20 protein-coding genes are annotated in these 23,496 nt (G+C 43.8%); 10 read left to right on the top strand and 10 right to left on the bottom strand.

Translation table 11 applies throughout. From position 1 onward, the window contains the following. Nucleotides 1-3,064, top strand: a 3,064-nt coding sequence (locus F6K63_RS00445) for a Calx-beta domain-containing protein (protein ID WP_287310325.1), incomplete at its 5' end; no start/stop codon positions are given. A gap of 223 nt (nucleotides 3,065-3,287) precedes the next feature. Here the strand turns inward: F6K63_RS00445 and F6K63_RS00450 are convergent. Together F6K63_RS00450 and F6K63_RS00455 are read right to left on the bottom strand one after the other, a co-directional pair. Beyond that, nucleotides 3,288-3,719 (bottom strand): VOC family protein, encoded by a 432-nt coding sequence (locus F6K63_RS00450; RefSeq protein WP_008186652.1) that lies wholly within the window; start codon nucleotides 3,717-3,719, stop codon nucleotides 3,288-3,290. A 34-nt stretch (nucleotides 3,720-3,753) separates the two neighbouring features. After that, nucleotides 3,754-3,927, bottom strand: coding sequence for a hypothetical protein (locus tag F6K63_RS00455; RefSeq protein ID WP_154659852.1), 174 nt, complete (start codon nucleotides 3,925-3,927; stop codon nucleotides 3,754-3,756). 235 nt (nucleotides 3,928-4,162) lie between these two features. On the opposite strand from F6K63_RS00455, the gene F6K63_RS00460 reads away from it, so the two are divergent. Then, nucleotides 4,163-4,927, top strand: coding sequence for a TIGR00297 family protein (locus F6K63_RS00460; protein ID WP_287310327.1), 765 nt, complete (start codon nucleotides 4,163-4,165; stop codon nucleotides 4,925-4,927). Nucleotides 4,928-5,117: 190 nt separating this feature from the next. Here the strand turns inward: F6K63_RS00460 and hetR are convergent, their stop codons facing one another. The 3 genes from hetR to F6K63_RS00475 form a co-directional block, all read right to left on the bottom strand. Next, nucleotides 5,118-6,017 carry a heterocyst differentiation master regulator HetR gene (hetR, locus tag F6K63_RS00465; RefSeq protein ID WP_287247612.1) on the bottom strand — a complete coding sequence of 300 codons (900 nt, stop codon included), beginning with the start codon at nucleotides 6,015-6,017 and terminating at the stop codon, nucleotides 5,118-5,120. A 295-nt stretch (nucleotides 6,018-6,312) separates the two neighbouring features. After that, nucleotides 6,313-6,558: a hypothetical protein gene (locus F6K63_RS00470; RefSeq protein ID WP_008186642.1), complete on the bottom strand. Its 246-nt coding sequence runs from the start codon at nucleotides 6,556-6,558 to the stop codon at nucleotides 6,313-6,315. A gap of 474 nt (nucleotides 6,559-7,032) precedes the next feature. After that, nucleotides 7,033-7,896: a phosphate/phosphite/phosphonate ABC transporter substrate-binding protein gene (locus F6K63_RS00475; protein WP_287310328.1), complete on the bottom strand. Its 864-nt coding sequence runs from the start codon at nucleotides 7,894-7,896 to the stop codon at nucleotides 7,033-7,035. Between the two features lie 60 nt (nucleotides 7,897-7,956). Between F6K63_RS00475 and F6K63_RS00480 the strand changes: the two genes are divergently transcribed. Continuing rightward, nucleotides 7,957-8,859: a c-type heme family protein gene (locus F6K63_RS00480; RefSeq protein WP_287247617.1), complete on the top strand. Its 903-nt coding sequence runs from the start codon at nucleotides 7,957-7,959 to the stop codon at nucleotides 8,857-8,859. A gap of 161 nt (nucleotides 8,860-9,020) precedes the next feature. On the opposite strand, the gene F6K63_RS00485 is transcribed toward F6K63_RS00480, so the two are convergent. Beyond that, complete coding sequence (locus F6K63_RS00485; RefSeq protein ID WP_044492365.1) at nucleotides 9,021-10,292, bottom strand: serine/threonine protein kinase; 1,272 nt, start codon at nucleotides 10,290-10,292, stop codon at nucleotides 9,021-9,023. Nucleotides 10,293-10,769: 477 nt separating this feature from the next. Then, entirely contained in the window at nucleotides 10,770-12,377 is a 1,608-nt protein-coding gene (locus F6K63_RS00490; protein ID WP_008180370.1) for an adenylate/guanylate cyclase domain-containing protein, read from the bottom strand. A 792-nt stretch (nucleotides 12,378-13,169) separates the two neighbouring features. On the opposite strand from F6K63_RS00490, the gene F6K63_RS00495 reads away from it, so the two are divergent. Further along, nucleotides 13,170-14,537 (top strand): NAD-dependent succinate-semialdehyde dehydrogenase, encoded by a 1,368-nt coding sequence (locus F6K63_RS00495; protein ID WP_287247621.1) that lies wholly within the window; start codon nucleotides 13,170-13,172, stop codon nucleotides 14,535-14,537. Between the two features lie 592 nt (nucleotides 14,538-15,129). Here F6K63_RS00495 and F6K63_RS00500 read toward each other — a convergent pair. Then, nucleotides 15,130-15,276 carry a hypothetical protein gene (locus F6K63_RS00500; RefSeq protein WP_154659688.1) on the bottom strand — a complete coding sequence of 49 codons (147 nt, stop codon included), beginning with the start codon at nucleotides 15,274-15,276 and terminating at the stop codon, nucleotides 15,130-15,132. Nucleotides 15,277-15,435: 159 nt separating this feature from the next. Here F6K63_RS00500 and F6K63_RS00505 point away from each other — a divergent pair, with 159 nt between their 5' ends. Continuing rightward, complete coding sequence (locus tag F6K63_RS00505) at nucleotides 15,436-17,082, top strand: acetolactate synthase large subunit (protein ID WP_287310330.1); 1,647 nt, start codon at nucleotides 15,436-15,438, stop codon at nucleotides 17,080-17,082. Nucleotides 17,083-17,114: 32 nt separating this feature from the next. Here the strand turns inward: F6K63_RS00505 and F6K63_RS00510 are convergent, their stop codons facing one another. Then, entirely contained in the window at nucleotides 17,115-18,368 is a 1,254-nt protein-coding gene (locus tag F6K63_RS00510) for an RNA-guided endonuclease InsQ/TnpB family protein (RefSeq protein ID WP_071104754.1), read from the bottom strand. Nucleotides 18,369-18,394: 26 nt separating this feature from the next. On the opposite strand from F6K63_RS00510, the gene tnpA reads away from it, so the two are divergent. From tnpA to F6K63_RS00535, 5 genes are all read left to right on the top strand, one after another. Next, nucleotides 18,395-18,883 carry an IS200/IS605 family transposase gene (gene tnpA, locus F6K63_RS00515; RefSeq protein WP_071104753.1) on the top strand — a complete coding sequence of 163 codons (489 nt, stop codon included), beginning with the start codon at nucleotides 18,395-18,397 and terminating at the stop codon, nucleotides 18,881-18,883. Between the two features lie 66 nt (nucleotides 18,884-18,949). Further along, nucleotides 18,950-19,342 carry a hypothetical protein gene (locus tag F6K63_RS00520; RefSeq protein WP_271970251.1) on the top strand — a complete coding sequence of 131 codons (393 nt, stop codon included), beginning with the start codon at nucleotides 18,950-18,952 and terminating at the stop codon, nucleotides 19,340-19,342. Nucleotides 19,343-19,566: 224 nt separating this feature from the next. Continuing rightward, nucleotides 19,567-19,938 carry a hypothetical protein gene (locus F6K63_RS00525; protein WP_287310333.1) on the top strand — a complete coding sequence of 124 codons (372 nt, stop codon included), beginning with the start codon at nucleotides 19,567-19,569 and terminating at the stop codon, nucleotides 19,936-19,938. Nucleotides 19,939-20,102: 164 nt separating this feature from the next. Further along, nucleotides 20,103-21,284, top strand: coding sequence for a phosphotransferase family protein (locus tag F6K63_RS00530; RefSeq protein WP_287310334.1), 1,182 nt, complete (start codon nucleotides 20,103-20,105; stop codon nucleotides 21,282-21,284). 126 nt (nucleotides 21,285-21,410) lie between these two features. Beyond that, the gene (locus F6K63_RS00535; protein ID WP_287310335.1) at nucleotides 21,411-22,517 is read left to right on the top strand and encodes a T3SS effector HopA1 family protein; all 1,107 of its coding nucleotides are present in this window, start codon (nucleotides 21,411-21,413) and stop codon (nucleotides 22,515-22,517) included. Between the two features lie 151 nt (nucleotides 22,518-22,668). On the opposite strand, the gene F6K63_RS00540 is transcribed toward F6K63_RS00535, so the two are convergent. Continuing rightward, on the bottom strand, nucleotides 22,669-23,292 hold the full coding sequence (locus F6K63_RS00540) for a J domain-containing protein (protein WP_287310336.1): 624 nt from the start codon (nucleotides 23,290-23,292) through the stop codon (nucleotides 22,669-22,671). Nucleotides 23,293-23,496: the final 204 nt, after the last annotated feature.

Below are 23,496 nucleotides of genomic sequence, written 5' to 3' on the forward strand. Positions count from 1 at the left end.
ACTGATCAGCGAGATTTCCCCTCTGACGGAAGGAGGAGAGGCACAGGAGTATACCATTGCTCTGGACACTGTTCCAGCTGGGGCAGTAGAAATCACCATTACTGCCGATGACAACAGTGAAATCAGTCTTGATGGGCAGACCTTCGATAACGAAGTAGTGGTCAGCCTAACGGATACCACCCCCACAACCATTACGGTACAGGCGGTGGATGACGAGAGTGTGGAAGGTGACCATAACACTACCATCAGCTACGCCATTACCAACACCGGGGATGAGGTCAAATATCCTGATACTCTGATTATCCCAGTCACCGAGATCACCATTACTGATAATGACGCAGTTGTTCCTGGTCAAGTCCTGATCACGGAAATTTCCCCGATCGCAGAAGCAGGAGAGCCTGGCACTTATACCATTGCTCTTGATACTGCTCCAGCTGGGGCAGTAGAAATCACTATTACTGCCGATGACAACAGTGAAATCAGTCTCGATGGGGAGAGCTACGACAACGAAGTAGTGGTCAGCCTAACGGATACCACCCCCACAACCATTACGGTACAGGCGGTGGATGACGAGAGTGTGGAAGGTGACCATAACACTACCATCAGCTACGCCATTACCAACACCGGGGATGAGGTCAAATATCCTGATACTCTGATTATCCCACCCACCGAGATCACCATTACTGATAATGACGCAGATGCTGCTGGTAAAGTCCTGATCAGCGAGATTGCCTCTCTGACGGAAGGTGCAGAGCCACAGGAGTATACCATTGCTCTGGACACTGTTCCAGCTGGGGCAGTAGAAATCACCATTACTGCCGATGACAACAGTGAAATCAGTGTTGATGGAGAGAGCTTCGACAACGAAGTGGTGGTCAGCCTAAGTGATACTCTTGCTCAAACCATTACGGTACAGGCAGTGGATGACCAGAGTATAGAAGGTGAGCACACTAGCACTATCAGCTACGCCATTACCAACACCGAGGATGAGGCCAAATATCCTGATACTCTCGATATCCCATCCACTGAAATTACCATTACTGATAATGAGGCAGATGCTGCTGGTCAAGTGATCATCACCCCAATTTCTCCTCTGACGGAAGGGGGAGAGGCACAGGAGTATACTATTGCTCTGGACACTGTTCCAGCTGGGGCAGTAGAAATCACCATTACTGCCGATGACAACAGTGAAATCAGTGTTGATGGAGAGAGCTTCGACAACGAAGTGGTGGTCAGCCTAGTCGATACTGCTGCCAAAACCATTAAGGTAATGGCGGTGGATGACACCGTTGTCGAAGGTGAGCACACCAGCACCATCAGCTACGCCATTATCAACACCGGGGATGAGGTCAAATATCCATCAACTCTCAATATCCCATCCACCGAGATTACCATTACTGATAATGAGACTGTTACCACAACCCCAGAGATTATCATCAGTGAAAACCCAATACTATTTGAGGGTGGTACTGGTATCTACACTGTTGCGTTAACTAAACAGCCCCTTGGAGAAGTAGAAGTTACTATCAAAGCTGATGATCAAACTGAAATCAGTTTAGATGGAACTACCTTTGCTTCAGAGCAAGTGCTTACCTTCAATGAGGCAAAACTCCAAACTATCACAGTGCGAGGGCTGGATGATCAAGAGGTTGAAGGGGATCACGAAAGTACCATCAGCCACGAGATTACCAAATCCGAGGACAGTGTGAACTATCCCCTGGGCAATGTTGGGTTAGTCACTGCCAATATTTTTGATAATGACATCCCGATTGTCACGATCACTGCTAGTGACCTTGAGGCAGCGGAAAAAGACCAAGACCCAGGCAGCATCACCATCACTCGTTCCGGAGACACTAGTGAAGACCTTACTGTCAGTTACATGACTTTTGGTAGCACTGCTACCGCAGATGACTACAGTGAAACCCTCAATGGGTCAGTCACTATTGCCGCTGGTGAGTCTTCCGTCGAGCTGAAAATCACTCCAGAAATCGACTCCCGAATCGACGAAGGTGATGAAACTGTTAACCTGGTCTTAAATACCAGCGAAGATTATAACTTAGTTGGCAAAAGGTTTGCTCAGATTACCATTGCTGATGACACATCGTCAGTTCCTGACAATAGTACCAGGTTTGTCTGGCGTAATTCACTGACAGGAGAGAATAAGCTGTGGAAGATAGATGATACTCACCAGGTAAATACAGTTAGCCTTCCTGCGGAAAAAGATCTCAATTTGGAAATCCAAGGTACTGGAGACTTTGATGGCGACGGTGAAACGGATGATGTATTCTGGCTTAACAAAGTAACCGGAGCCATTAAATACTGGCAAGGGCAAGGTGACGAGATCAAGGAGGTGATTATTGAGTCTGGTGAGGTAGACCCCATGGAATGGGAAATCACCGAGTTTGCTGACTTTAACGGTGACCTCAAACATGATATTCTCGCCTACAACCGAGATACTGGAGAGGTTGCAATCTGGGAAATAGATGGTGACCAGCTGGTGAATAAGGGGAGCATTGAACGGGATGGTCAGGCTTTACTGATAGCCGAAGACAGTGGATGGGAAATCCACGGTGCTGGTAACTTCAGTGGTGGGGATCGAGATCAGATTCTGTGGTACAACCAGGATAGTGGACAGGTTGGCATATGGGAGATAAATGGCAACGAACTAGTCGATGCTGCCGTGGTAACACGAGACGATGAGCCGGTACTAGCACCATCATCAACTGGATGGCAAATCGAAGCTGTGGCGGACTTCAGCGGCGATGGCCAAGACCAGATTCTGTGGTACCACTCGGAGAGTGGACAGATTGCCACATGGCAGATGTCTAATAAGAAACTAGTCAAAGGTGACATCCTCACACGGGATGGTGAGCCCTTAGGAATACTAAGCTCAACTGGATGGAGCATTCAGGGTATTGCAGACGTAGATAATGACGGCAAGTATGATATTGTCTGGAACAACAATAATACTATTGCTTTTTGGCACTTGAATGGGTCTGAATTGAGGGATGCAATGGTCATCGACCAGCCACCCGAGGCTGGCTTCAACCCCAACCTTATCTAAGCTATACTGCACACGGTTATAACCTGAGCTGATTGACGATCAGAACTAGCCCCCCAAAACAGCGACCGTGGAAGCTATAGGGACTTGGTATCAGTAGTTCCAATCAGCTTAGCTGAAAAAACCCCTTACTCAGTAAGGGGTTTTTCTAGTTTTATCAACCTTTGTGTTCATCAACCCTTCTTGGGTGTGTTTCTCGTTTGAGAATTGCTGAAAAGGATTTGGCTTAAACGCGATCGCCAATTTCTGCCAACTCACGTCCACCAAAAATTGCTGAACTATGACAGTAGAACTTAAACTCCATTAAGTTATAAAATGGATCTTGGAGGAAGAAAGTGCGATGCTCTGTAAGTTGACCGGGAAAGCGGGTCTTGGGTTGCTCGTAGAAAGATAATTGTTTTTGTTTAGTACGGTAAAGTAAGGCTTCCCAATCAGCCAGGGATGTAAAAACTAACCCGAAATGTCGAGGATAAATACCCCGCTGAGGTGTCAGGGTTTCTTTGGTTAGGTGAGCCACGAGTTGATGACCGTATAAATTCAGAATCACCGCATGGCGAGATTCTCTACCGATTTCGCAGCCAAGTCCATCACCGTAGTAGACTTTAGTTTGCTCAATGTCGGTAACGGGAAATGCGAGATGAAATAGGACTGGTTTCATAAGTTTTGGTTTGAGGGGAAAACGGTTGAAGGTTTTAAAGGTTGAAGGTTGACGGTTGAAGGTTGAAGGTTTTGACGGTTGAAGGTTGAAGGTTTTGACGGTTGAAGGTTGAAGGTTTTGACGGTTGAAGGCAAAAGGGTTGAAGGTTGTTCTTGCCCAGGGATCTCTTGTAGGGTAGGTTGTTCGCGTAGCGTGGCCTTTTGGCCAAGGTTTTAAAGAAATTCAACTTTATTCAAGAATCTGACCTAATCTGGGATCCGGTTGCTTCAGTAGTGTGCTTTGTTATTGGTTTTTTGGATAATGGGGAATGGGTAATAGGGTATGAGTGCTGGGGTAATGGCTCGGAAGCAATTACAATTACCAATTATCAATTACCACTTACCAATTATCAATTACTAATTACCAATTAACCAATTACTAATTACCAATATAACTATTTTGCTATGCTTGATGATAGTCTTTCTTTAAATCCTTGGCTAGTTGCTGTTGCAGTGAACACAGTTTTCCTTGCCATGGTATGGATAGCCCCCAAAAAATTACTCACCCCTGCTGGGATTGTCCACGCTTGGATATTAGGCGTACTGATTTGGGGTACTCTGAGCTGGCCAGGTTACACAGTAGTCGGATTTTACTTTTTGGTAGGGTCTGGTGTCACCCGCATTGGTATGGCGCAAAAGGAAGCGGCAGGAATTGCGGAAAAGCGTTCCGGTGCTAGGGGACCAGAGAATGTTTGGGGTTCAGCACTGACTGGAGCGATTTGTGCCTTGGGTACCCTACTGGTGGATGCTCCTTACCAGCAGTTATTGTTACTGGGCTATGTTGCTAGTTTTGCTACTAAGCTGTCCGATACCACTGCCAGTGAGGTGGGTAAGGCTTACGGCAAACGGACTTTCCTGATTACTACCTTACAGCCAGTAGCCCGGGGAACAGAAGGAGCTGTAAGTCTTGAGGGAACCCTAGCTGGAGTAATTGCTTCAGCTGCGATCGCATTTGTGGGTTGGGGCGTTGGTTTGGTTAACTTGACAGGAGTATTTTTCTGTGTTACTGCTGCCTTCATCGCCACCAATCTGGAGAGTGTAATTGGTGCGACACTACAATCTAAATTAGAATGGTTGACCAATGAAGTCGTGAATATTATTAATACGATTATTGGTGCGATCGCTGTTGTGCTGTTAGCTCTAGCATGGCACTGGATCAGCCAGGTATGAAGCATGAAGCATGAAGCATGAAGTATGAAGTGTTAATTGCGAAGCATGAAGTGTTAATCGTGAAGTATTAAGGATGAAGGATGAAAACATACAACTTGCTAAGCAACTAATCAATCTAATAAATTGAGATAGCGTTAGACTTCCGACTTCCGAGTTCCCACTTTATACTTCATACTTCATACTTCATACTTTATTCAGATTTTGGTCCAAAGACCATCTGTAGAACCATTGGTTCACCATCATCGCGGTGATACCTATCTGCCCACTGGCGGATAATTTCATCTAACTCTTCCATGGCCTGATTGATTTTCTCTGGCGGGATATCTAGTTCCTCCAACCCTCGCATGACTTGCGGCTGACGCTCTGCCCAGTTTCTCATTAACCGGAAGTATCGCGCTGTTTCGTCAATCATGGTGTAGGTGCGGGCTTTGTCATCTACTGGCGAGTAATATGCATTGGTTAGAGCGTAGTAGGGTAAGCCACCGGTGTGATCGATTCTGGTGACAGTTCCTGAATAGGTTAAGCGACGCTTGATGTGTTCAGCTAGAGCTTCACTCAATGGCAGACGTCGCTCTGGTGGTAAGTCTTCTTGGGATCTCCGGTGGAGAAATTCTATTAATTCAAAGAATTGTAAGGAATTGATGATCTGGGCATCCGGCAGGTGATCTGGCAGCTTAATCTCAAGATTGCGCTTTTCTTCCAGGTCAAGGCTGGTGCCATTGATCCGAGATTGCCCTGGTTGCCAGGGATAGTGTTCCATCCAGACATAGGGAAACTGAATCAGATAGCGAGGTTCCTGAGACCCCAACATCTTGAGCAGTTTCCCTTCTGTTAACGCTTGTCGAACTTCCTCAACAATGACCTTTACCCGCTTTGGCTCAATGTGATGCAAATGCCCAGTCATGCGGATATTGCCATCTTGCTCCAGATAGGTCATGTAAATGGCACATTTGGCAGCGGTTGCTGCTGCATCTAAAAACGCCCCATGTCGGTGTCCACTCGTCCGCAGGGCGCTGAAAGCCAGGTATAGCATGATCTGATCCATTGCACTGGGGCTTAGGGTTTTGATCAGATCGGATTGGTTGATCATCTTAGGGGCAATCACATCTACTTCCGTTGGTTATCAAGCTTATTTAGTTTCATTTTTCCACACTAGAACTAACTCACTGTCATCGAAGAAAGCGAGCTGAGGTTGCTTGGCAGAAAATTGACCAATTAAGAGGCACCCTAATCATGTCTTATTCCAATATATTATATAAAATAAGCCAACTACAAGTACACTATATTGAATTAGCACTTTCCCACTGTAGCCCGCTACTCGTACCCAACAGTGGGATTGAAATGCAGCCAGATATGCCATCAAACGGAATCCAGTCAGTTGACTCTCACACAAGAGACACACGTCCGCTACCACGATGGGCGATCAGGGTAGTCGGAATTACTGGTGATGAGACAAATTTGTGGTTTTCTTTTCTTCCATAAGAAAAAATTTGTCCTGTTTGCTCTACTACACTGGGACAATCATTACTATAGTTTAGTGGTGCATTTGAGCCATGGGCAATCATCGGTAAATTAACCCCAAACCAGATGGTTAAAACAGTAATTAAAGCAAGAGTAGTGTAAATTCGCATAGCCTATATCCGTATAAATGTTCCTCTAATTACTGATACGGATGGCTCGCATATGGTTCAGGGAAAAATATAAACTATAATGAAATTTTAAAAAAAATACCGTTATTGTAAATACCTCGTGAAATTCTTTATTTTAAAAAAAAAGTTTTGACGAACTTGTGTAAGTTTAGCGACTGTAATCCTTATATGAGAAGGATTTATCTCATGTTAACAATTTATTTATTTACCGCCATGAATGTTATTTAAAAAATTATAATTGCAATTACTTTGAATAAAAATAAGGATAGGTAATCCTGGTGATTATGGGTCTTTAAATAACTGCAAACTTGCTAAGTAGGCAAAGGGGATTACCTAGCAACCATTCACATTGCCAACGGCTTATGTAGCAATCCTAAATTATTTGTTAAAAATCCCCAATGGTAATATAATCGATTCTCTTCCGCTACTGCCGGTCTCTCCCCTTGTTTGGAAGTTTTACAACTCAAATGGAAGGCTGTATAAAGGAGCAGGTTTTTCTTGAATCCGTTCGGCAATCGGTCTAACCTTCTGAACCACATCAATTAAGTAATCATAATCAGGTGCTTTAGCATTGGGGATGTATCCTACTGATGCTGCCATGCTGCTGGAGGCAGATTCTAGTGCCTTGTGGATCTCCTGTTGTAGATTTCTCTCGACTGTTGGTCCGATCAGGATAGAACCACTTGGAATTTTATGAGAATCTATATATAAAATCCGGAACCTAGTCTGACTAAAGTCTAGGCGGTAGCGTTGCAACTCTTCTAAAGACAAAGCTCCAGCGACTACCTCCTCAGAGGCAATCCACTCTAAGACTTGTTTTGGTGTGGGGGCAAAACGCACTTCCGCTAGGGTCAGACCGTAGAGATTGTAGATGGGCAGATAATATCCTGTGGCAGAACCAGGTTGACCTAAAGCAATGACTTTACCCGCTAGTTCAGTCAAGTCTTGGATGGGGCTTTCGAGTTTTACTACGATCACTGAGCGTGACTTTTTGACTCCTTCGAGAGGTAGCACTGGTATGTACTGTGCCTCAGCAATGGCGATGGCTGCTAAACCAGGAGGAGCAAATACTATAGACAACTTGCTCTGCTTAATCAAAGTTAGTGCTCTGCGCTCGTTGTAAATCGGTTCTAATTCTATAATCATCTTAAGTCGAGCACCAAGATATTCGATTAACTTTGAGTATGGCTCTATAAAGCGATCGCTTTCCCCGTAACTTACGATCCCAATACTTAATTTCCCTAGCATAGGAGTATCGGGTGAGTTACAAGCTGTGAAAATCAATATAAGATTCAACAAGAATAGACGGCGGTAAAACATAATTAATTACCTTAAGAACTAAAACAGCTGTGGCACTAATGATACTATGGGAGATGGCTAATGTTAAAAAAACTTAATTTAGGAATCAAGCTAAACTTACTATTGCTATCCATTTTTATAGGACTTGTACTGACTGGTGGCTTGGTTTTGTCTCAACTTTTAGAAGGCTATGGGGAAAAAGTCGTAACTGACCAAGCCCTAATTCTGATCGAAACCATGGGTTCGGTGCGGGAGTATACCAATAATCAAGTGAATCCAGAATTAGCTGAACGATTAGAAAATGAAGACAGATTTTTACCCCAAACAGTACCTGCTTATTCAGCTCGTGAAGTTTTTGAAAATTTACGTAAACGTGAGCAATATCGTGATTTTTTCTATAAAGAAGCGACCCTTAATCCAACTAACCTCAGAGATAAAGCTGATAGTTTCGAGACTGAAATCGTGGAGAGTTTTCGACAGCAGCCAGAGCTAACAGAAAAAACCGGTTTTCGCTCCCTTCCTAGTGGAAAAATTTTTTATGTTGCCCGTCCTCTCGCTGTTTCTGAAAAAAGCTGTTTACGATGCCACAGTACTCCTGAAGCCGCCCCTGCTAGCCAAATTGCTACCTACGGTGATGAGCATGGTTTTGGTTGGAAGTTCGATGAAATTGTTGGTGCCAAAATTGTATCAGTTCCAGCGTTTAAAATCTTTAATTATGCTAAGCAGTTACAGGTATTGGTGATTGGGATTATTACTGGTTTTTTCCTGGTAGCAATCTTGCTGATTAATCGTTTCCTAAAGGTATCGGTGACCAAACCTCTTAAGCAGATGGCTCAATTAGCTAAGGAAGTTAGTACTGGCAATATGGCTGGAGAATTTGACCATGATTCAGATGATGAAATTGGTATACTCGCCAAATCTCTGAATCGGATGAAAGTTAGTTTAGAAATGGCGATGAATATGCTGAATTCAGAAACTAATTAGTAATCCAAAATTACTAATTGCTTGCTCAACTGATGCCTGAAGGATTACTAAGTATTACTTATATAGCACTACCCATTGAGATTAGGAATGTCCTAATCTCCGAAACTTAGTCATAGCTTACTTCTGACTTCTGACTTCTCACTTCTGACTTGCGCGTAGCGCTATAACTGACCCGATGACATTAAACGCCGTTGAAAGTCTTGGGCATATTTTTGATTGGGAATTTGTTGAGATAAAGCTTTTACAAATTCTTGGGCGGAAGAGTTAGGATGCTGGACAAGAGTACGCTGGCAGACAATGGTAGCCATCGGGCCAATTAACTCAGCGAGTTCCTGTTGGCAAAGAGCTACAAAATTGGGGTCTAGTAAATTACTATTCCGATTAGGGGCAGAAGAAATTGGCAGTGCTGTAGGACCAACCCAGGGTTGAGTTGTACTGGCTGGCCGTCTTGGGGAAGAACCATTACTGATTCTTGACTTATGGCTTTTTGTTTCTTTGGAGGCTTGGCTAGTTTTGGTATGGAAAGGTATCTTGGTGGGATACAACGCATTGTTAATATCTACTAACTGCTGATAAATTTCTTCAGCAGTTTGGGGACGCTGATTGGGTAAACGAGCCATCAGATAGTCGAGGAAATCTGCCAGTTGTGGCAAAATATTCGGAACACTGTCGCGCCAGCTTAACTCATCATTATAGGATTCATAAAATTTACTCGGGTCTTGACCAGTGAGTAGATAAACAAAGGTGCGCCCCAAAGCAAAAAAGTCTGATTGGGGGACTGCCTGACCGTTAAGCTGCTCTAGTGGTGTATACCCTGCGGAAACTACCCCTGTTACCATACCAGTGGCTTTTTTGGTCACAAAGGTACCTGTAATTTCCCGGGCAGTGCCAAAGTCAATTAACACCAGTTGTCCATCTGTCCTGAGCATAATGTTAGAGGGCTTGATATCCCGATGGAAAAAGTTATGACTGTGTACTGCCTGTAAGATGGTAGCTAGCTGGATCAGCCACCGAATGGCAATTTTCTGGTCAATGGGAGCACCCCGCTTTTGGATGTATTGCTTTAGATTCAATCCTTCAATCTTTTCCATCACCAGACAATGAACTGGCTCGTCGCTGTTTCTGGGGTAGACTGTGAAGTAGGCATCAGGTTCTACTTTGGGAATGCCACTATTCTCTAGTCGGCCGAGGACTTCGGCTTCTCTTTGGAATAGTTCAATATACTTGGGACTATTCTTAATGAGAACTTTCAGAACTCTAGGGTTGCCTTGACGATCAACAATTTCATAGGTTTTGCCAAAACCGCCATTTCCCAGTTGACTGATCACTCGATAGCGCCCTTCCAGCAACAACTCAGAATTACAACTCTGACAGAATAGTTTACTGTCAGGGTTGCGGGGATTTGAGCAGTTGGGATTAATGCACAGACTCATCAGAAGCACGCTGGTACAGGAGGAAGGTAGGAGCAGGTACAGGACTTAGGCATAAAGTCAATAGAGTTCTAGCAACAGTCAATTTTTGCTAGGTATCTATATTTACTTATCTGGTCAGCCGTGGCAATTTATGCACCCACCATGTCACAACAAGTTTTACACATGATATTTTAAAGGGCTATTTGGATTTTAGGTTTCCAACCTGAGGAGATGGTTGTTTAGTTGTTTGGTTGAAGGTTGAAGGTTGAAGGTTGAAGGTTGTTTGGTTGAAGATTGAAGGTTGAAGGTTGTTTGGTTGAAGGTTTAATCACCTGTAACCTGTAACCTGTAACCTGTAACCTGTAACCTGTAACCTGTAACCTTCAACCTGTAACCTTCAACCTGTAACCTGTAACCTGTAACCTGTAACCTTCAACCTGTAACCTTCAACCTGTAACCTTCAACCTGTAACCTTTAACTTTTATAGCTTCCCCGGAATTAAGTATCCCACTGTAGGCGATACAGTTGCAGGGGCTGGTCTTTACCTTTAACCTTAACCGGGGACATTTTTTCCAACGGTAGAGTTTTATCCCTCAGCTTGTCGAAGGTGCTTTGGGAAATTAGAATTTCTCCCTCCTGAGCGGCACTACAGATGCGGCTAGTAACATTGGTAGTGTCACCGATAGTAGCGTATTGAATCAGCTTGTGTGAACCGATATTACCTGCTGCTACTTTGCCAGTATTTAGTCCAATGTGGATTTCAATCTCTAAATTGCGCCGCTGGAACCAATCCTGATTTAGGTGAATAACTGCTCGTTGCATTGCGATCGCAGCTTGGACGGCTCGGTCAGCATCGTCCGGTTGGCAATAGGGGGCTCCCCACACAGCCAGTAAGGCATCCCCAATATATTTTTCTAAAGTGCCTTCGTATTTAAACACAATATCCTCTACCATCACCTGGAAGTATTCATTGAGCATCTCAATCACTTGGCGTGGCTTCATCCGAGAGGACATTTGGGTAAATTTACTGATGTCGGCAAACAGGGCGGTTACTTCGGTATCTATAATTTCTAAGTGGCCTTCTTCCTTGAGCTTTTTACTCACAGCTTCCGGAAAGAAAAGCTCAAATTTACTCCGCATTACTGCTTCTTCCTGCATCTTCTGGTAAAGTTGAGCATTGTCAATTGCGATCGCAGCTTGGTTAGCTAGAGCCGTCAAAAACTCCAAGTCTTCTTGAGAATAAATATTGGCTCTAGAGAGATTATCCGCATACAATACCCCAATCACTTCCTCTCTCGGTTTTAGAGGTACACACATGGAGGCATGGATTTCTTGCTGGAGCACTGACTGGGAATTACTGAATCGTTGGTCAATGGCAGCATCAGCAATTAAAACCCCATCCCCCTTCTGGTGTACGAAATTGGTAATTCGTTTGCTATAAAATCGCTCATGGGTGGGTATGCCTGTTCGGGAGTTGACAGCTTTTTCCTCTAGCATTCCCGTGTCTTGATTAACCATGAGGATGATTGCCCGGTCTACATTCATAATCTCGAACAGCAGGTCAAGAATTTTTCTCAACAAGTGATCAGGCTCATCGGGAGAGGAAAGTTGCTTACTCACCTCCAATAAGATTTTTAACTTGTCTACTGAGCGTTGACCTGTCTCTTGCTCTCGCAGCTTCAGGGCTGAGCCTTTATAAGTTAAACTGTCATGGTGCAGTAATTCCTGAATTTCGACACGGGTTTGTTCTGGGGATAACCTGCTGACAATCGAAAAGTTGGAATCATTATCCTTCAAGATATTTGGGGTGATTCTGCCATCATCACTCACAAATTCAAAGATTACACTGCCCAGACGTATTAAGTCTCCGTCTTTGAGTTCACACTGGTCAATTTTGGCGTCATTAACAAACGTGTGATTTAGGCTACCTAAGTCTTTTAGGATAACCCGATCATTCGTGAGTGTGAGCTGAGCATGATGACGGGAAAGACTTTTATGAATTACGGTAATACTATTCTTTATTTCCCGTCCTATGGTATTGGCTCCACTGCTCAATTTATAACTTTCTTGGTTATTCGGCTCTGATTTAGCAATTAAATACGGCACAATCTAGCTCTCGTCATTAGTTCTTATCTCAGTTAAGTATAATCGACTAAATTATCAAACTACTAATTTAAGGTTCTAAGTAGTCGGACATAAATTTTGATCACTGTATTAAGAAATATTACTTAGACTCAAACCCTTACTGCTCCGAAGCTCCCTGCTCCGTTCGCGTTCGCGCAGCGTCGGGCAAAGCCCAAAAGCGTAGCCCACGGCCTTAGCTACCTGCTCCGAAGTCCTCACAGTTAACTTTAATTGTGTCCGACTACTTAGGACTAGGTTTAATGGCTAAGGGGGTTCTGACAAGCCTATTTAGCAAGGAGGTTATCAAATGCCCCTGTTGTAACTAATACCTAACACCTAATACCTAGAATTTGTGGTCTGACCTAGTTTCCTAGCTCCGCGTCAAGCACTGAGGCTGTCAACTGCTTGTATTTTACCTAATGCCTAATGCCTAATCCCTAACCCCTAATCTCTAATCCCTAACACCATTACCCTAAATGCCTAATCCCTAACCCCTAAATGCCTAATGTCTAATCCCTAACCCCTAAGCTCTAATCCCTAGAATTTGGTTGATAACTGTTTTAAAAACTGGTGAGATAAATTTCGTGGTAGTAGGATAAAACTTGATATTAGGTTAACACTTGCTTGACTGGTAGTTTATAGGGCAATGGGTTGACGATTTTTAAAAGTATATCAAACTATTAAGCCATTTTGGCAAAAATAAGTCATAGTGAAAATACTTAGTTATAATCAAAGAATTGGAAGTACTATCCCCATTGGGGGGAGGAGGAAGCCATGGGGATCGCTACAGTTAACCCAGCAACCGGGGAAACCATCAAAACCTTTGAGCCAGAGAGTCCGTCGTCGATTGCGACCAAGCTAGCAGTTGCCCAAGAGGCGTTTGAGCAATACTGCCAAACATCAATGGAGCAAAGAGCAGAGTGGCTAAACGCAGCGGCGGAGATTGTAGAGCGGGATCGAGTCAAATTCGGCACGCTGATGACCACGGAGATGGGAAAACCCCTCAAAAGTGCGATCGCAGAAGCGCAAAAATGTGCTTTGGTTTGTCGGTACTACGCTGAACACGCAGCTGAATTCCTAGCAGATGTCCCAGCCTATACCGATGCCACCCAAAGCTTTGTGCGCTACCAACCTCTAGGAGTAATTCTAGCAGTCATGCCCTGGAATTTTCCATTTTGGCAAGTCTTCCGTTTTGCTGCTCCAGCATTGATGGCGGGAAATGTGGGGTTGCTAAAACACGCCTCTAATGTGCCTCAATGCGCCTTAGCCCTTGAGCAAATCTTTGTTGAAGCAGGATTTCCCGAAGGGGTGTTTGGGACCTTACTGATTGGTGCTGACCAAGTAGAGGCAGTAATTCAGGATCCACGGGTCAAAGCTGCCACCCTAACTGGTAGTGAGCTAGCAGGAGCAGCTTTAGCCGCAGCGGCTGGGACACAAATCAAGAAAACTGTCCTGGAACTAGGGGGAAGTGACCCGTTTATTGTCCTAGAAAGTGCCGATTTAGAAGCAGCAGCTACCACGGGTGTGACTGCTAGGATGCTCAATAACGGTCAATCATGTATTGCAGCGAAACGGTTTATTGTGGTGGACGCAGTAGCCGAGGACTTTCAGCAACGCCTACTGGACAAATTCCAAGCCTTGAAAGTGGGAGATCCCATGGCGGAAGATACCGATATTGGCCCATTGGCAACCCCTGGTATTCTTAGAGACTTAGACCAACAGGTACAAGCCTGCATTGAACAAGGGGCAAAGGTTCTTATCGGTGGCCATCCTTTAAGCGATCGCGCTGGTAACTTCTACCCCCCCACAATTCTAACTGACTTCCCACCAGGCACTCCAGCTGATAACGAAGAATTTTTTGGCCCTGTTGCCCTATTGTTTAGAGTTCCGGATATTGATGCTGCTATTAAGCTTGCCAATTCCACAGTATTTGGATTAGGAGCTAGTGCCTGGACAACCAATGAGGAGCAAATCCCCAGGCTGATTGATGAACTTGAAGCTGGAGCAGTGTTTATCAATGGCTTAGTCAAATCCGACCCCCGTTTACCCTTCGGTGGCATCAAACGTTCTGGCTATGGGCGAGAACTAAGCATTCAAGGGATACATGAGTTCGTAAACATCAAAACTGTTTGGGTGAAGTAAAAATCCTAGGTATTAGGCTAAAACCATTAGTAAGCATTCAGCTATCAGCTAAAGGCCTACGGCCACGCTACGCGAACAGCTAAAGGCCTACGGCCACGCTACGCGAACAGTCTATGCGCTACAGATGGTGCTACTTGAGGTGCTATCAGCCGTGCTTATGGGTCAAGTCCCAGCGTCGAAGCCTGTGCCACACTAGTTGAGGTACTTTTGAATAAAATAAGCTGACAGCTGACGGCTGACTGCTGAATGCTTACAACCATTAGCCTAATACCATTAGCCTAAAACCATTAGCCTATAGCAATTCTATTTGAATCCTGAACAGTGATAGTTACTACTGACGGATTTTCTGACTCAGGACTCAGGACTCAGCACTATTCTTAAAATTAACCTTGTTGGTGAGGCTATCTGTGTATCCGTCCCTGTGGTGCTGGTGAAGGGGAAAATAGGAAGTTTTTATGTAACATTTTTAACTTTTTTACATCAATTTTTGACTGTTAACTTTTATTAAAGTTCCCCGGATAGAAGCCAGAATGGCTATACAACTCAGTATTCCCGTTCTTTGATAGTTATCAAAAGCTTATCAAAGGCTGCTTTAACATTGCTCGATCCCTACTGACTTCTGAAAAATTGGGATGCACCGGATCTCAAATGCTAAATCCTTGTCTTGATGCAGTCGCTCATGGGGGAAACCCCCAAGACCGCTTAGGTGCGCTTTCCGTTGGCGAATTAAATTCGCCACGGGTCGCACCTCTGCATCGCTTGTCATGAACTAATAACAAATATGGACGAAGGCTAATAGAAAAAGCTAAAAAGGAATCTCAAAAGAAATCTAAACAGGAATTTTTACAATCAAAGATTATTTTGATACCAAAACTATATATACCAGGGATGATTAGATATGGGTGACATGAATACCGCTGAACTATTGGTAAATTGCTTAGAAAACGAAGGAGTCGAGTACGTTTTTGGACTACCTGGAGAAGAAAATCTCCATGTTCTAGAAGCTCTTAGACATTCTTCAATTCAATTTATTACCACTCGTCATGAACAGGGAGCAGCCTTTATGGCAGACGTTTACGGACGGCTGACAGGAAAGGCTGGAGTTTGCCTGTCTACCCTTGGTCCAGGGGCAACTAACTTAATGACTGGGGTTGCTGATGCCAATTTGGATGGAGCACCTCTAGTAGCGATAACTGGTCAGGTGGGAACAGACCGGATGCATATTGAGTCCCACCAGTACTTGGATTTGGTGGCAATGTTTGCTCCAGTGACTAAGTGGAACCGGCAAATTGTCCGCCCTGATACGACCGCAGAAATTGTCCGTAAAGCGTTTAAACTCGCTCAGACCGAAAAACCAGGAGCGGTACACATAGATTTGCCAGAAAACATTGCGGCCATGCCAGTCAATAGCCAACCCCTAGGCAAAGATGGTCGGGAAAAAACCTTTGCGTCTTTCCGTAGTTTGGGTAAGGCAGCTGTGGCAATTTCTAAGGCGAAAAATCCCCTAATCTTGGCGGGTAATGGCGCAATTCGTGCTAATGCTGCTGAAGCCCTAACCCAATTTGCCACCCGGATGAATATTCCAGTGGTCAATAGCTTCATGGGTAAAGGGTGTATTCCTTATACTCATCCCCTGGCCTTGTGGACCCTGGGATTACAACAACGGGACCACATCACCTGTGCTTTTGAGCAATCGGATTTGGTGATTGCGGTGGGATATGATTTGATTGAATATTCTCCGAAAAAGTGGAATCCAGAGGGCAAGATTCCCATTATTCATATCGGTGCCAGTCCAGCAGAAATTGATAAAAGCTACATTCCTTTAGTGGAGGTAGTGGGGGATATTTCTGACTCTCTCAAGGAAATTATGAAGCAGGGAGACCGGGAAGGTAAACCGATACCATCCGCTGCTGAACTGCGGTCGGAAATCCGAGAGGACTACGAACAGTATGCTAATGATGAAGGCTTTCCGATCAAGCCGCAAAAACTGATCTATGACCTACGCCAGGTCATGGAACCAGAAGATATTGTGATCTCTGATGTAGGAGCTCACAAGATGTGGATGGCTCGTCAGTACCATTGTGATTGTCCCAATACCTGTATCATTTCTAATGGTTTCGCAGCCATGGGGATTGCTTTGCCAGGAGCAGTAGCGGCTAAGCTGGTTTACCCAGATCGGAATATCGTGGCAGTGACTGGTGATGGGGGCTTTATGATGAATTGCCAGGAACTTGAAACAGCACTAAGAGTAGGGACTGCCTTTGTGACACTGATTTTCAATGATGGTGGCTATGGCTTGATTGATTGGAAGCAACAAAATCACTTTGGTGAGTCGGCTTTTGTGAATTTTGGCAATCCAGATTTTGTCAAATTTGCTGAAAGTATGGGACTAAAAGGCTATCGTGTCAATTCAGTGGATGAGTTGATTCCTATCCTACGAGAAGCATTAGCTCAAGATGTGCCTGCGGTGATTGATTGTCCGGTAGACTATGGCGAAAACCTACGCTTTAGCCAAAAGACTGGTGATTTAACTTGCAAGATTTAACGTTATGTGACTACTCCGACATCAAGCTAACGCTATGATGTCGGCTTCTCGCTCCTCACGAATGAGACTTGCTGTTCCTCGATATCCATAACCGATTTACCACAGCCATTAAGCGGCAGTCCAACCGCCATTAATGCGCGATGTAAAATGTTAATTCCGCTATTCCAATCGCGGTCAATCTTTACCCCACAACTGGAACAATGATGAACGCGCTCACTCAAACTTTTCTCAACCCTAGAACCACAATTGAAGCACTCAATACTTGTCCCCCGTGGATTGACTTTCTGGACTATCAGACCGCGTTTGACCGCCACTGCCTGTAAGACTTCCAGAAAAGACCCCCATCCGGCATCATGTATTGATTTTGCAAGTTTTGTTCTGGCAAGACCTTTGATGTTTAAGTCTTCGTGACCAATTAGGTCATACTTACTACATAACCAATGGGCTACTTGATAGTGAAATTCCTTCCGACATCGGGCTAGGTGTAGGTGTAATAAAGCAACTTTCTGTTTAGCCTTCTCCCAGTTTTTGGAACCCTTCACACGGCGCGACATAACTCGTTGTGCTAAAGCCAGTTTATTCTGAGTCTTTCGATAAAATTGAGGAATTTCAATCGCATCACCGTCTGATGTAGTTAAGAATTTCTCTAAACCCACGTCAATACCGACAGCAGATTTAACCAAATCCACAGGTAACAGCTCAGGGACAGTATCATCTTGCATAGAAAAACAGGCATACCAGCCATCTGCTTTCTTGACGATGGTGCATTGCTTTAGAGTGAAACCTTGCGGCAGGGGTCTGTGCATGACCACAGGTATTTCACCAATTCGACTCAGTTTAAGCATTCCATCTTTGAGATGCGCTCCCGCTTTGGAGTTGTTTACCCGTGGGAACACAAATGACCGCAATTGCCCTGGTTTTTTGAACCGAGGTCTTCCCCCGCGTTTTCCTGTTGTATCAGGTTTTCTCCACCGTTCCCATGCTTGATTAAGCCGTTGCAAATTAACTTGTTGCGTTTCAGCATAAATTAACTTGTATTCAGTAAACAGTTTCTTCGTTTCCTTGAGAGCTGATTGCTGAGTGTAATAGTTAACCGCTTCTGGAATTTCACCAATCGGCTCACTCACCAAGCTACATCTATCAATTGGTGAACGAGTCCGGTTCAGCCAATCAAGCCGTTGCCCTAGTGCATAGTTCCAGTGACGACGCAGAAGTTCTAGCCACCTCTCCATGATGGTAATCTGTTCGTCACTAGGGTTGATTCTATAGCAATAGGTCAGTAGCATATATTGATTATAGCATTTATCGTTAAATAGTAAAAGGTAACTATACTAGAGAAAACAGGTCGGTCTATAGACTCACTGCACATATTGTCCTAGTCACAAAATATCGAAGAAAAACTATCACAGAGCCGATTTTGATCCGTCTTCAACAAATTTGTGCAGATACCTGCATCAAGTGGGAATGTAATCTAATTGAGTTCAACGGTGAATTCGATCATGTTCACTTGCTAGTTGACCTCAACCCTAAAGTTGCACCAGTGAAGCTGATTGCTAATATCAAAACAGTAACCAGTCGCTTAATTCGCCAGGAATTTCCTGAACATTTAAAACAGTTTTACGGAGACAAGAAAGTATTCTGGACTGGCTCTTATTTCGTTGCATCATGCGGTGGCGTAACGATTGAGCACTTGAAAAGCTACGTGCAAAACCAGAAGACCCCGTCAGGCAATTCCCCTCCCGCTAACATGCGCGGGTATAACGGAAGACCCCTTGCCTGTTTAAGTTGGATTGCAGGTTGAAGGTTGAACGCGCACGCGTGGCCTTTTGGCCAAGGTTGAAGGTTGTTGAAGGTTGAACGCGCACGCGTGGCCTTTTGGCCAAGGTTGCAAGTTGCAGGTTCTAATCTTCAAGTTGTGAATCCTCTGTTCCCTGTTCCCTGTTCCCTGTTCCCTGTTCCCTGTTCCCTCAACAGTGAATCACTTTCAAGCTATCCTACAAGGGATGCCAATAGCGAACAACCGGTTAACTTTCAACTTGTTAACCTTCAACTGGTTAACCTTCAACTGGTTAACCTTCAACTGGTTAACCTTCAACTGGTTAACCTTCAACCGGTTAACCTTAAACAAACCTTTGCGCCACAATGGCGAGACAGCAGGAATTTATATAGTTATCTTAAATTACATACAACTCGGTTGGTTTTAACAACCAATTATTGCATCAATCAATTTGGCACTAGAGAGTTGATCCAGGAAGAATAGGTGAAGGATTTTACTCTGGATTGGCAAAGTCTACTTTACCTTTCACCAAACCTCTAGGGTTAGCTAAACTGCTTTACTGGCTGCGGAACGAATAACTAAACGTTGGGCGATATATATATGATTGTCCTGATGTTTAATGCCTACCCATAATGGTCATTACTGGATCGATTCTCTAGAGCTAATTTTACCCAAATTAAACCTTGTGAAAAGGGAGAGTACTCAATATGGATGAGATGGAAATGTATGATCAGCGTCCTGCTGGTTCGGCTCTGTTTTCAACTTCGGAAAGCTTCATCGATTCTATCAAAGATTTGGACTTCATGACAGATGTGTCGGAAGATCAGCTCAACAAGATTGAAGGAGGTGACGACAGTAGCGGACGCCGCCGCAAACGCCGCCCCGCTAACATCAAAGACTTTAATGACTTTTTCGGCAATGGCCAGCCTATTATCATTAGTAATGACGTGAACTTGGAAGGGATCGCGATCCCTAAGAAGGGTGGTACTGCAGTCGTTAACCAAAACGTTAACATTTTCAACAAATTTATCTTCATAATTCCAGGATTCTTTCAGAAGCGTGGTGGTAGCTCTAGTTAATACCAATTCACGCTTTTACTTGCTACCAATACATCCTGATTAGGGAATGAGTAATGGATAATTTCTTTAACATTGCCCATTCGCTTCTTCCCAATTCCCATCTCATATGACTAGCGTTATCCTGGGTTAATTTATCAACCATTAGTTGCAATCCGTAGTTTTTAATGACTTTTTTGTTAAGCTCTAAAAACATTTTTCAGTATCTAATCGAAGAGGGTATTTGTGAGCAAAATCAGCAATCTCTGCTTCAGATTGAACCAAAATCTGGTAAAAACTTTAATTTGCTGGTGAGTTTGACAGAGGATCGCTATTTTCTGATTAAGCAAGAGCGTCACGATCATGAAGGGAACACTAATGGTGATTTTTGGTACGAATGGCTTTTTTATGAGTTTTTACAAGAGTTTCCAGAGCTAAGCTCTATTCGCCCACTAATATCAGAGGCGATTCATTTTGATTTAAGTCGCTCAATTCTGGTTTTTAACTATCTTAATGACTATTGTGATTTAGGCTATTTTTATAGTAAAGAGCAGGTTTTCCCTACTGATATCGCTAGCCGGCTCGGAGCTACTATAGCCACAATCCATCGCACGACTCTAGACTGTCAGCAGTATAAAGACTTCTTGAACTCTAATTCTAAACAGCTACCGATTGACGAAGAGGTTGATTTTCTTGAAAGGTTAGAACGAATTGAACCAGAAGTTTTTGGGATTTATTCTGAAGATTCTCTTGAATTTTTTAGACTTTATCAGCGCTACGAGAGTTTAGGGCAAGCCCTCGCAGAACTTAACGAAACTTGGGAGCCTTGCTGTCTGATCCACAATGACCTAAAACTGAAAAACATATTACTGCACCTTGAGTGGGAGCAATGCCTCTCGACAAATAAGCTAGAAGCGACAAGCATGGTTAGAGTAATTGATTGGGAGAAATTCACTTGGGGAGATCCGAGCTTAGATTTAGGAACCATTATCGCTAGCTATCTACAAATTTGGCTGAGTAGCTTGGTGATCAGTACAGCAATCGATGTTGAAACTGCTTTGCGTCTAGCCACAACTCCCCTTGAGGTAATTCAACCTAGCCTTGTTGCTCTAACTCAAGCTTATTTGGCTCACTTTCCAGAAATTATTGAGCGACGTCAGAATTTTTTGAGACGAGCGATGCAATTTGCTGGGTTTATCTTGATTCGCAAAATTCATATAAAGATCAATAACCTCAAACCCTTTGACAACACAGGTATCTGTATGCTTCAGGTTGCTAAGACCTTGTTATGCCATCCAGAGCAATCAATCTCGATTGTTTTTGGCATCACAGAATCTGAACTCACTTGTCCTAGCCGTATTCCTGCCTAATATCAAGTCCGGTTGAATACCCATAATCACAGTGTGGGGAGATGGGGAGATGGGGAGATGGGGAGATGGGGAGATTTTTATTAAGGGTAATTATCCGGACATCATATAAGTCCTAAGGTTTTGATTATGCAATTACTGGATACTCTACGAAATCAACGACTGGATTCTTCTATACCTGGACTGCTGGATGTTTTTTCTGACATTCTTAGCAATGTTCAGATTCAATCTAATTTCTATATTACTCATCCAGAGTACAAACCCCTGGAACTTCCTGATGAAGTGGTAGCTCGTTTTCAGCAACTACCTTTAAAGATCCAGAATACCTATCTAAGCCTGCAACTACGAACGTTTCTCTACCGTATCTACTACAACGGCTCTTATCAAACTACTCTTGCAGCAGATCACAATTCAAATGGTTGGGCAGTTGACGAGGATTTGGAGAACAATACGGTAAGGGGGCTCAACCGAGAGTTTTGCCAGCGATTGTGCGAAAGTAATCGCTCTCAAGGCTACTTTGATCCAGGGTGGTTAGTGCTAGGACAGGAAAGTGATGGTAGTGTAGCTGTGGAAAAGAAGGGTCTAATTCTGCACATTAGGCCAGATTTCCATTTACAACCGATTGATAGGGCTGCTACTATAGGTAGCTTAGTGGCAATTCGGATGCCCCCTAATTTAGTTCAAAACGGATTCTATGTAGCGGTTGGTAATGCTGGTCGAGTCAATCCTTGCCATTCAGATGGTGACCACCAGACAGTAAATGTTTATTTTAATCTGAGTCCTGAAGGTGCAGTTGCTGTTATGAAAGCTATCACTGAGGGATTGAACCGAGTCAAAATTCCGTTCACGTTTAAGGTGCTATACAATCCTTCTGACTACGGGCGTTATGATTCAGGGGTTCTGTGCTTTGAAAAGGCTAATTATAAAACAGTCAAACCTATGCTTAAGACTGTTTATGCTCAACACAAAGCCCATTTTATGCAAGGGGTTCCTCTGTTTACGAAGCAGCTGTTACCAGGACTGGCTCTATCAGAAGAACCGGATTATAAATTTACGCCTAAAGAAGATTTTGGCATGAATCGCTGCCAAATTGTTGCTAATGCCTTACTAGAAGCTTGGCTACAAGGTCACGACTCTGCAGAAGGTCGGATGAATTTTATCCTCCACAACTTTTCTTTGCTTGGAATTGACCTGAAGCGTCCTTACTTGAATACTAAGTCTAAAGATATTTATTAAAGGATTTACTAAGGGCTAGTGCTACACAATTGGTGATTCTAGCTTCAATTGTAGCACTACGCATTAATATGTTTGACATTCCTAAACTCCGAAACGTAAGTCATAACTGACTTCTGACTTCTGACTTCTGACTTGTGATTTGCGCGTAGCGTTAGATCATCTGCTCGATCACAAGAAAATCCTGTTCTATCTGAGCACAGAGAGACTTATTGTAGGGGTCAGTCTTGAGGGCTTTTCTAAGATAATTTCTAGCTTTATCCAGCTTGTGCTGTTTAACCAAGTGTCTTGCCCAACTTTGATAAGCGATCGCTTGCCACTGACGCACTTCTGGGTCTTGGGGCATTCTTTGAGCCAAGGCTTCTACTAATGCGATCGCTCTAATCAACCGTCGCTCTCGAAGCAATTGCTGGAGTTGATGATAGGAATCCCACTTCAGCTGTTGTTCAACTGCTGAGAGGGGTTGATTGAATTCAACGGATGGTGGCTGAGGCGTGACCCAAGTTGAGGTTGGGGGATGTGAGTCCTCAGGCTGATTACTCTGATTACCAAAGCTAGTGGCGGAGGTTAAGACTGGTTCACGGTCAGACTCTTTGATAACACTGAGGAGAAGCTTATAAGCCTCCGTAAACCGAATAAACTTTTCTTGGGCAAGCTTGTCTCCAGGGTTAATATCAGGATGATACCGACGTGCCAGACGCCGATAAGACTCCTTTACTTCAACCTGTTTCGCTCCTGGATCCACACCCAGTAAGCGATAGCAATCAGCCAGATTCATCAATGGAATAAGTAATCAATAAGCGTTGAGACAGACTTATCTGCTTTTTATATATAGATTACCCTTCTGAATAATGTTACTACTTTTCCCTTTATACTACTTGATCAGGGGATCATCAAATAGCCCTTACTCACCAAGACGGTTACAACCCGCTTTCGAGTTATAAATCAAAGGCTGCAATTGGTGCAATTACGGTTAATAACC

The sequence above is a fragment of the Moorena sp. SIO1G6 genome, assembly GCF_010672795.1.
In the GTDB taxonomy this organism is placed as follows: Bacteria; Cyanobacteriota; Cyanobacteriia; order Cyanobacteriales; family Coleofasciculaceae; genus Moorena; species Moorena producens.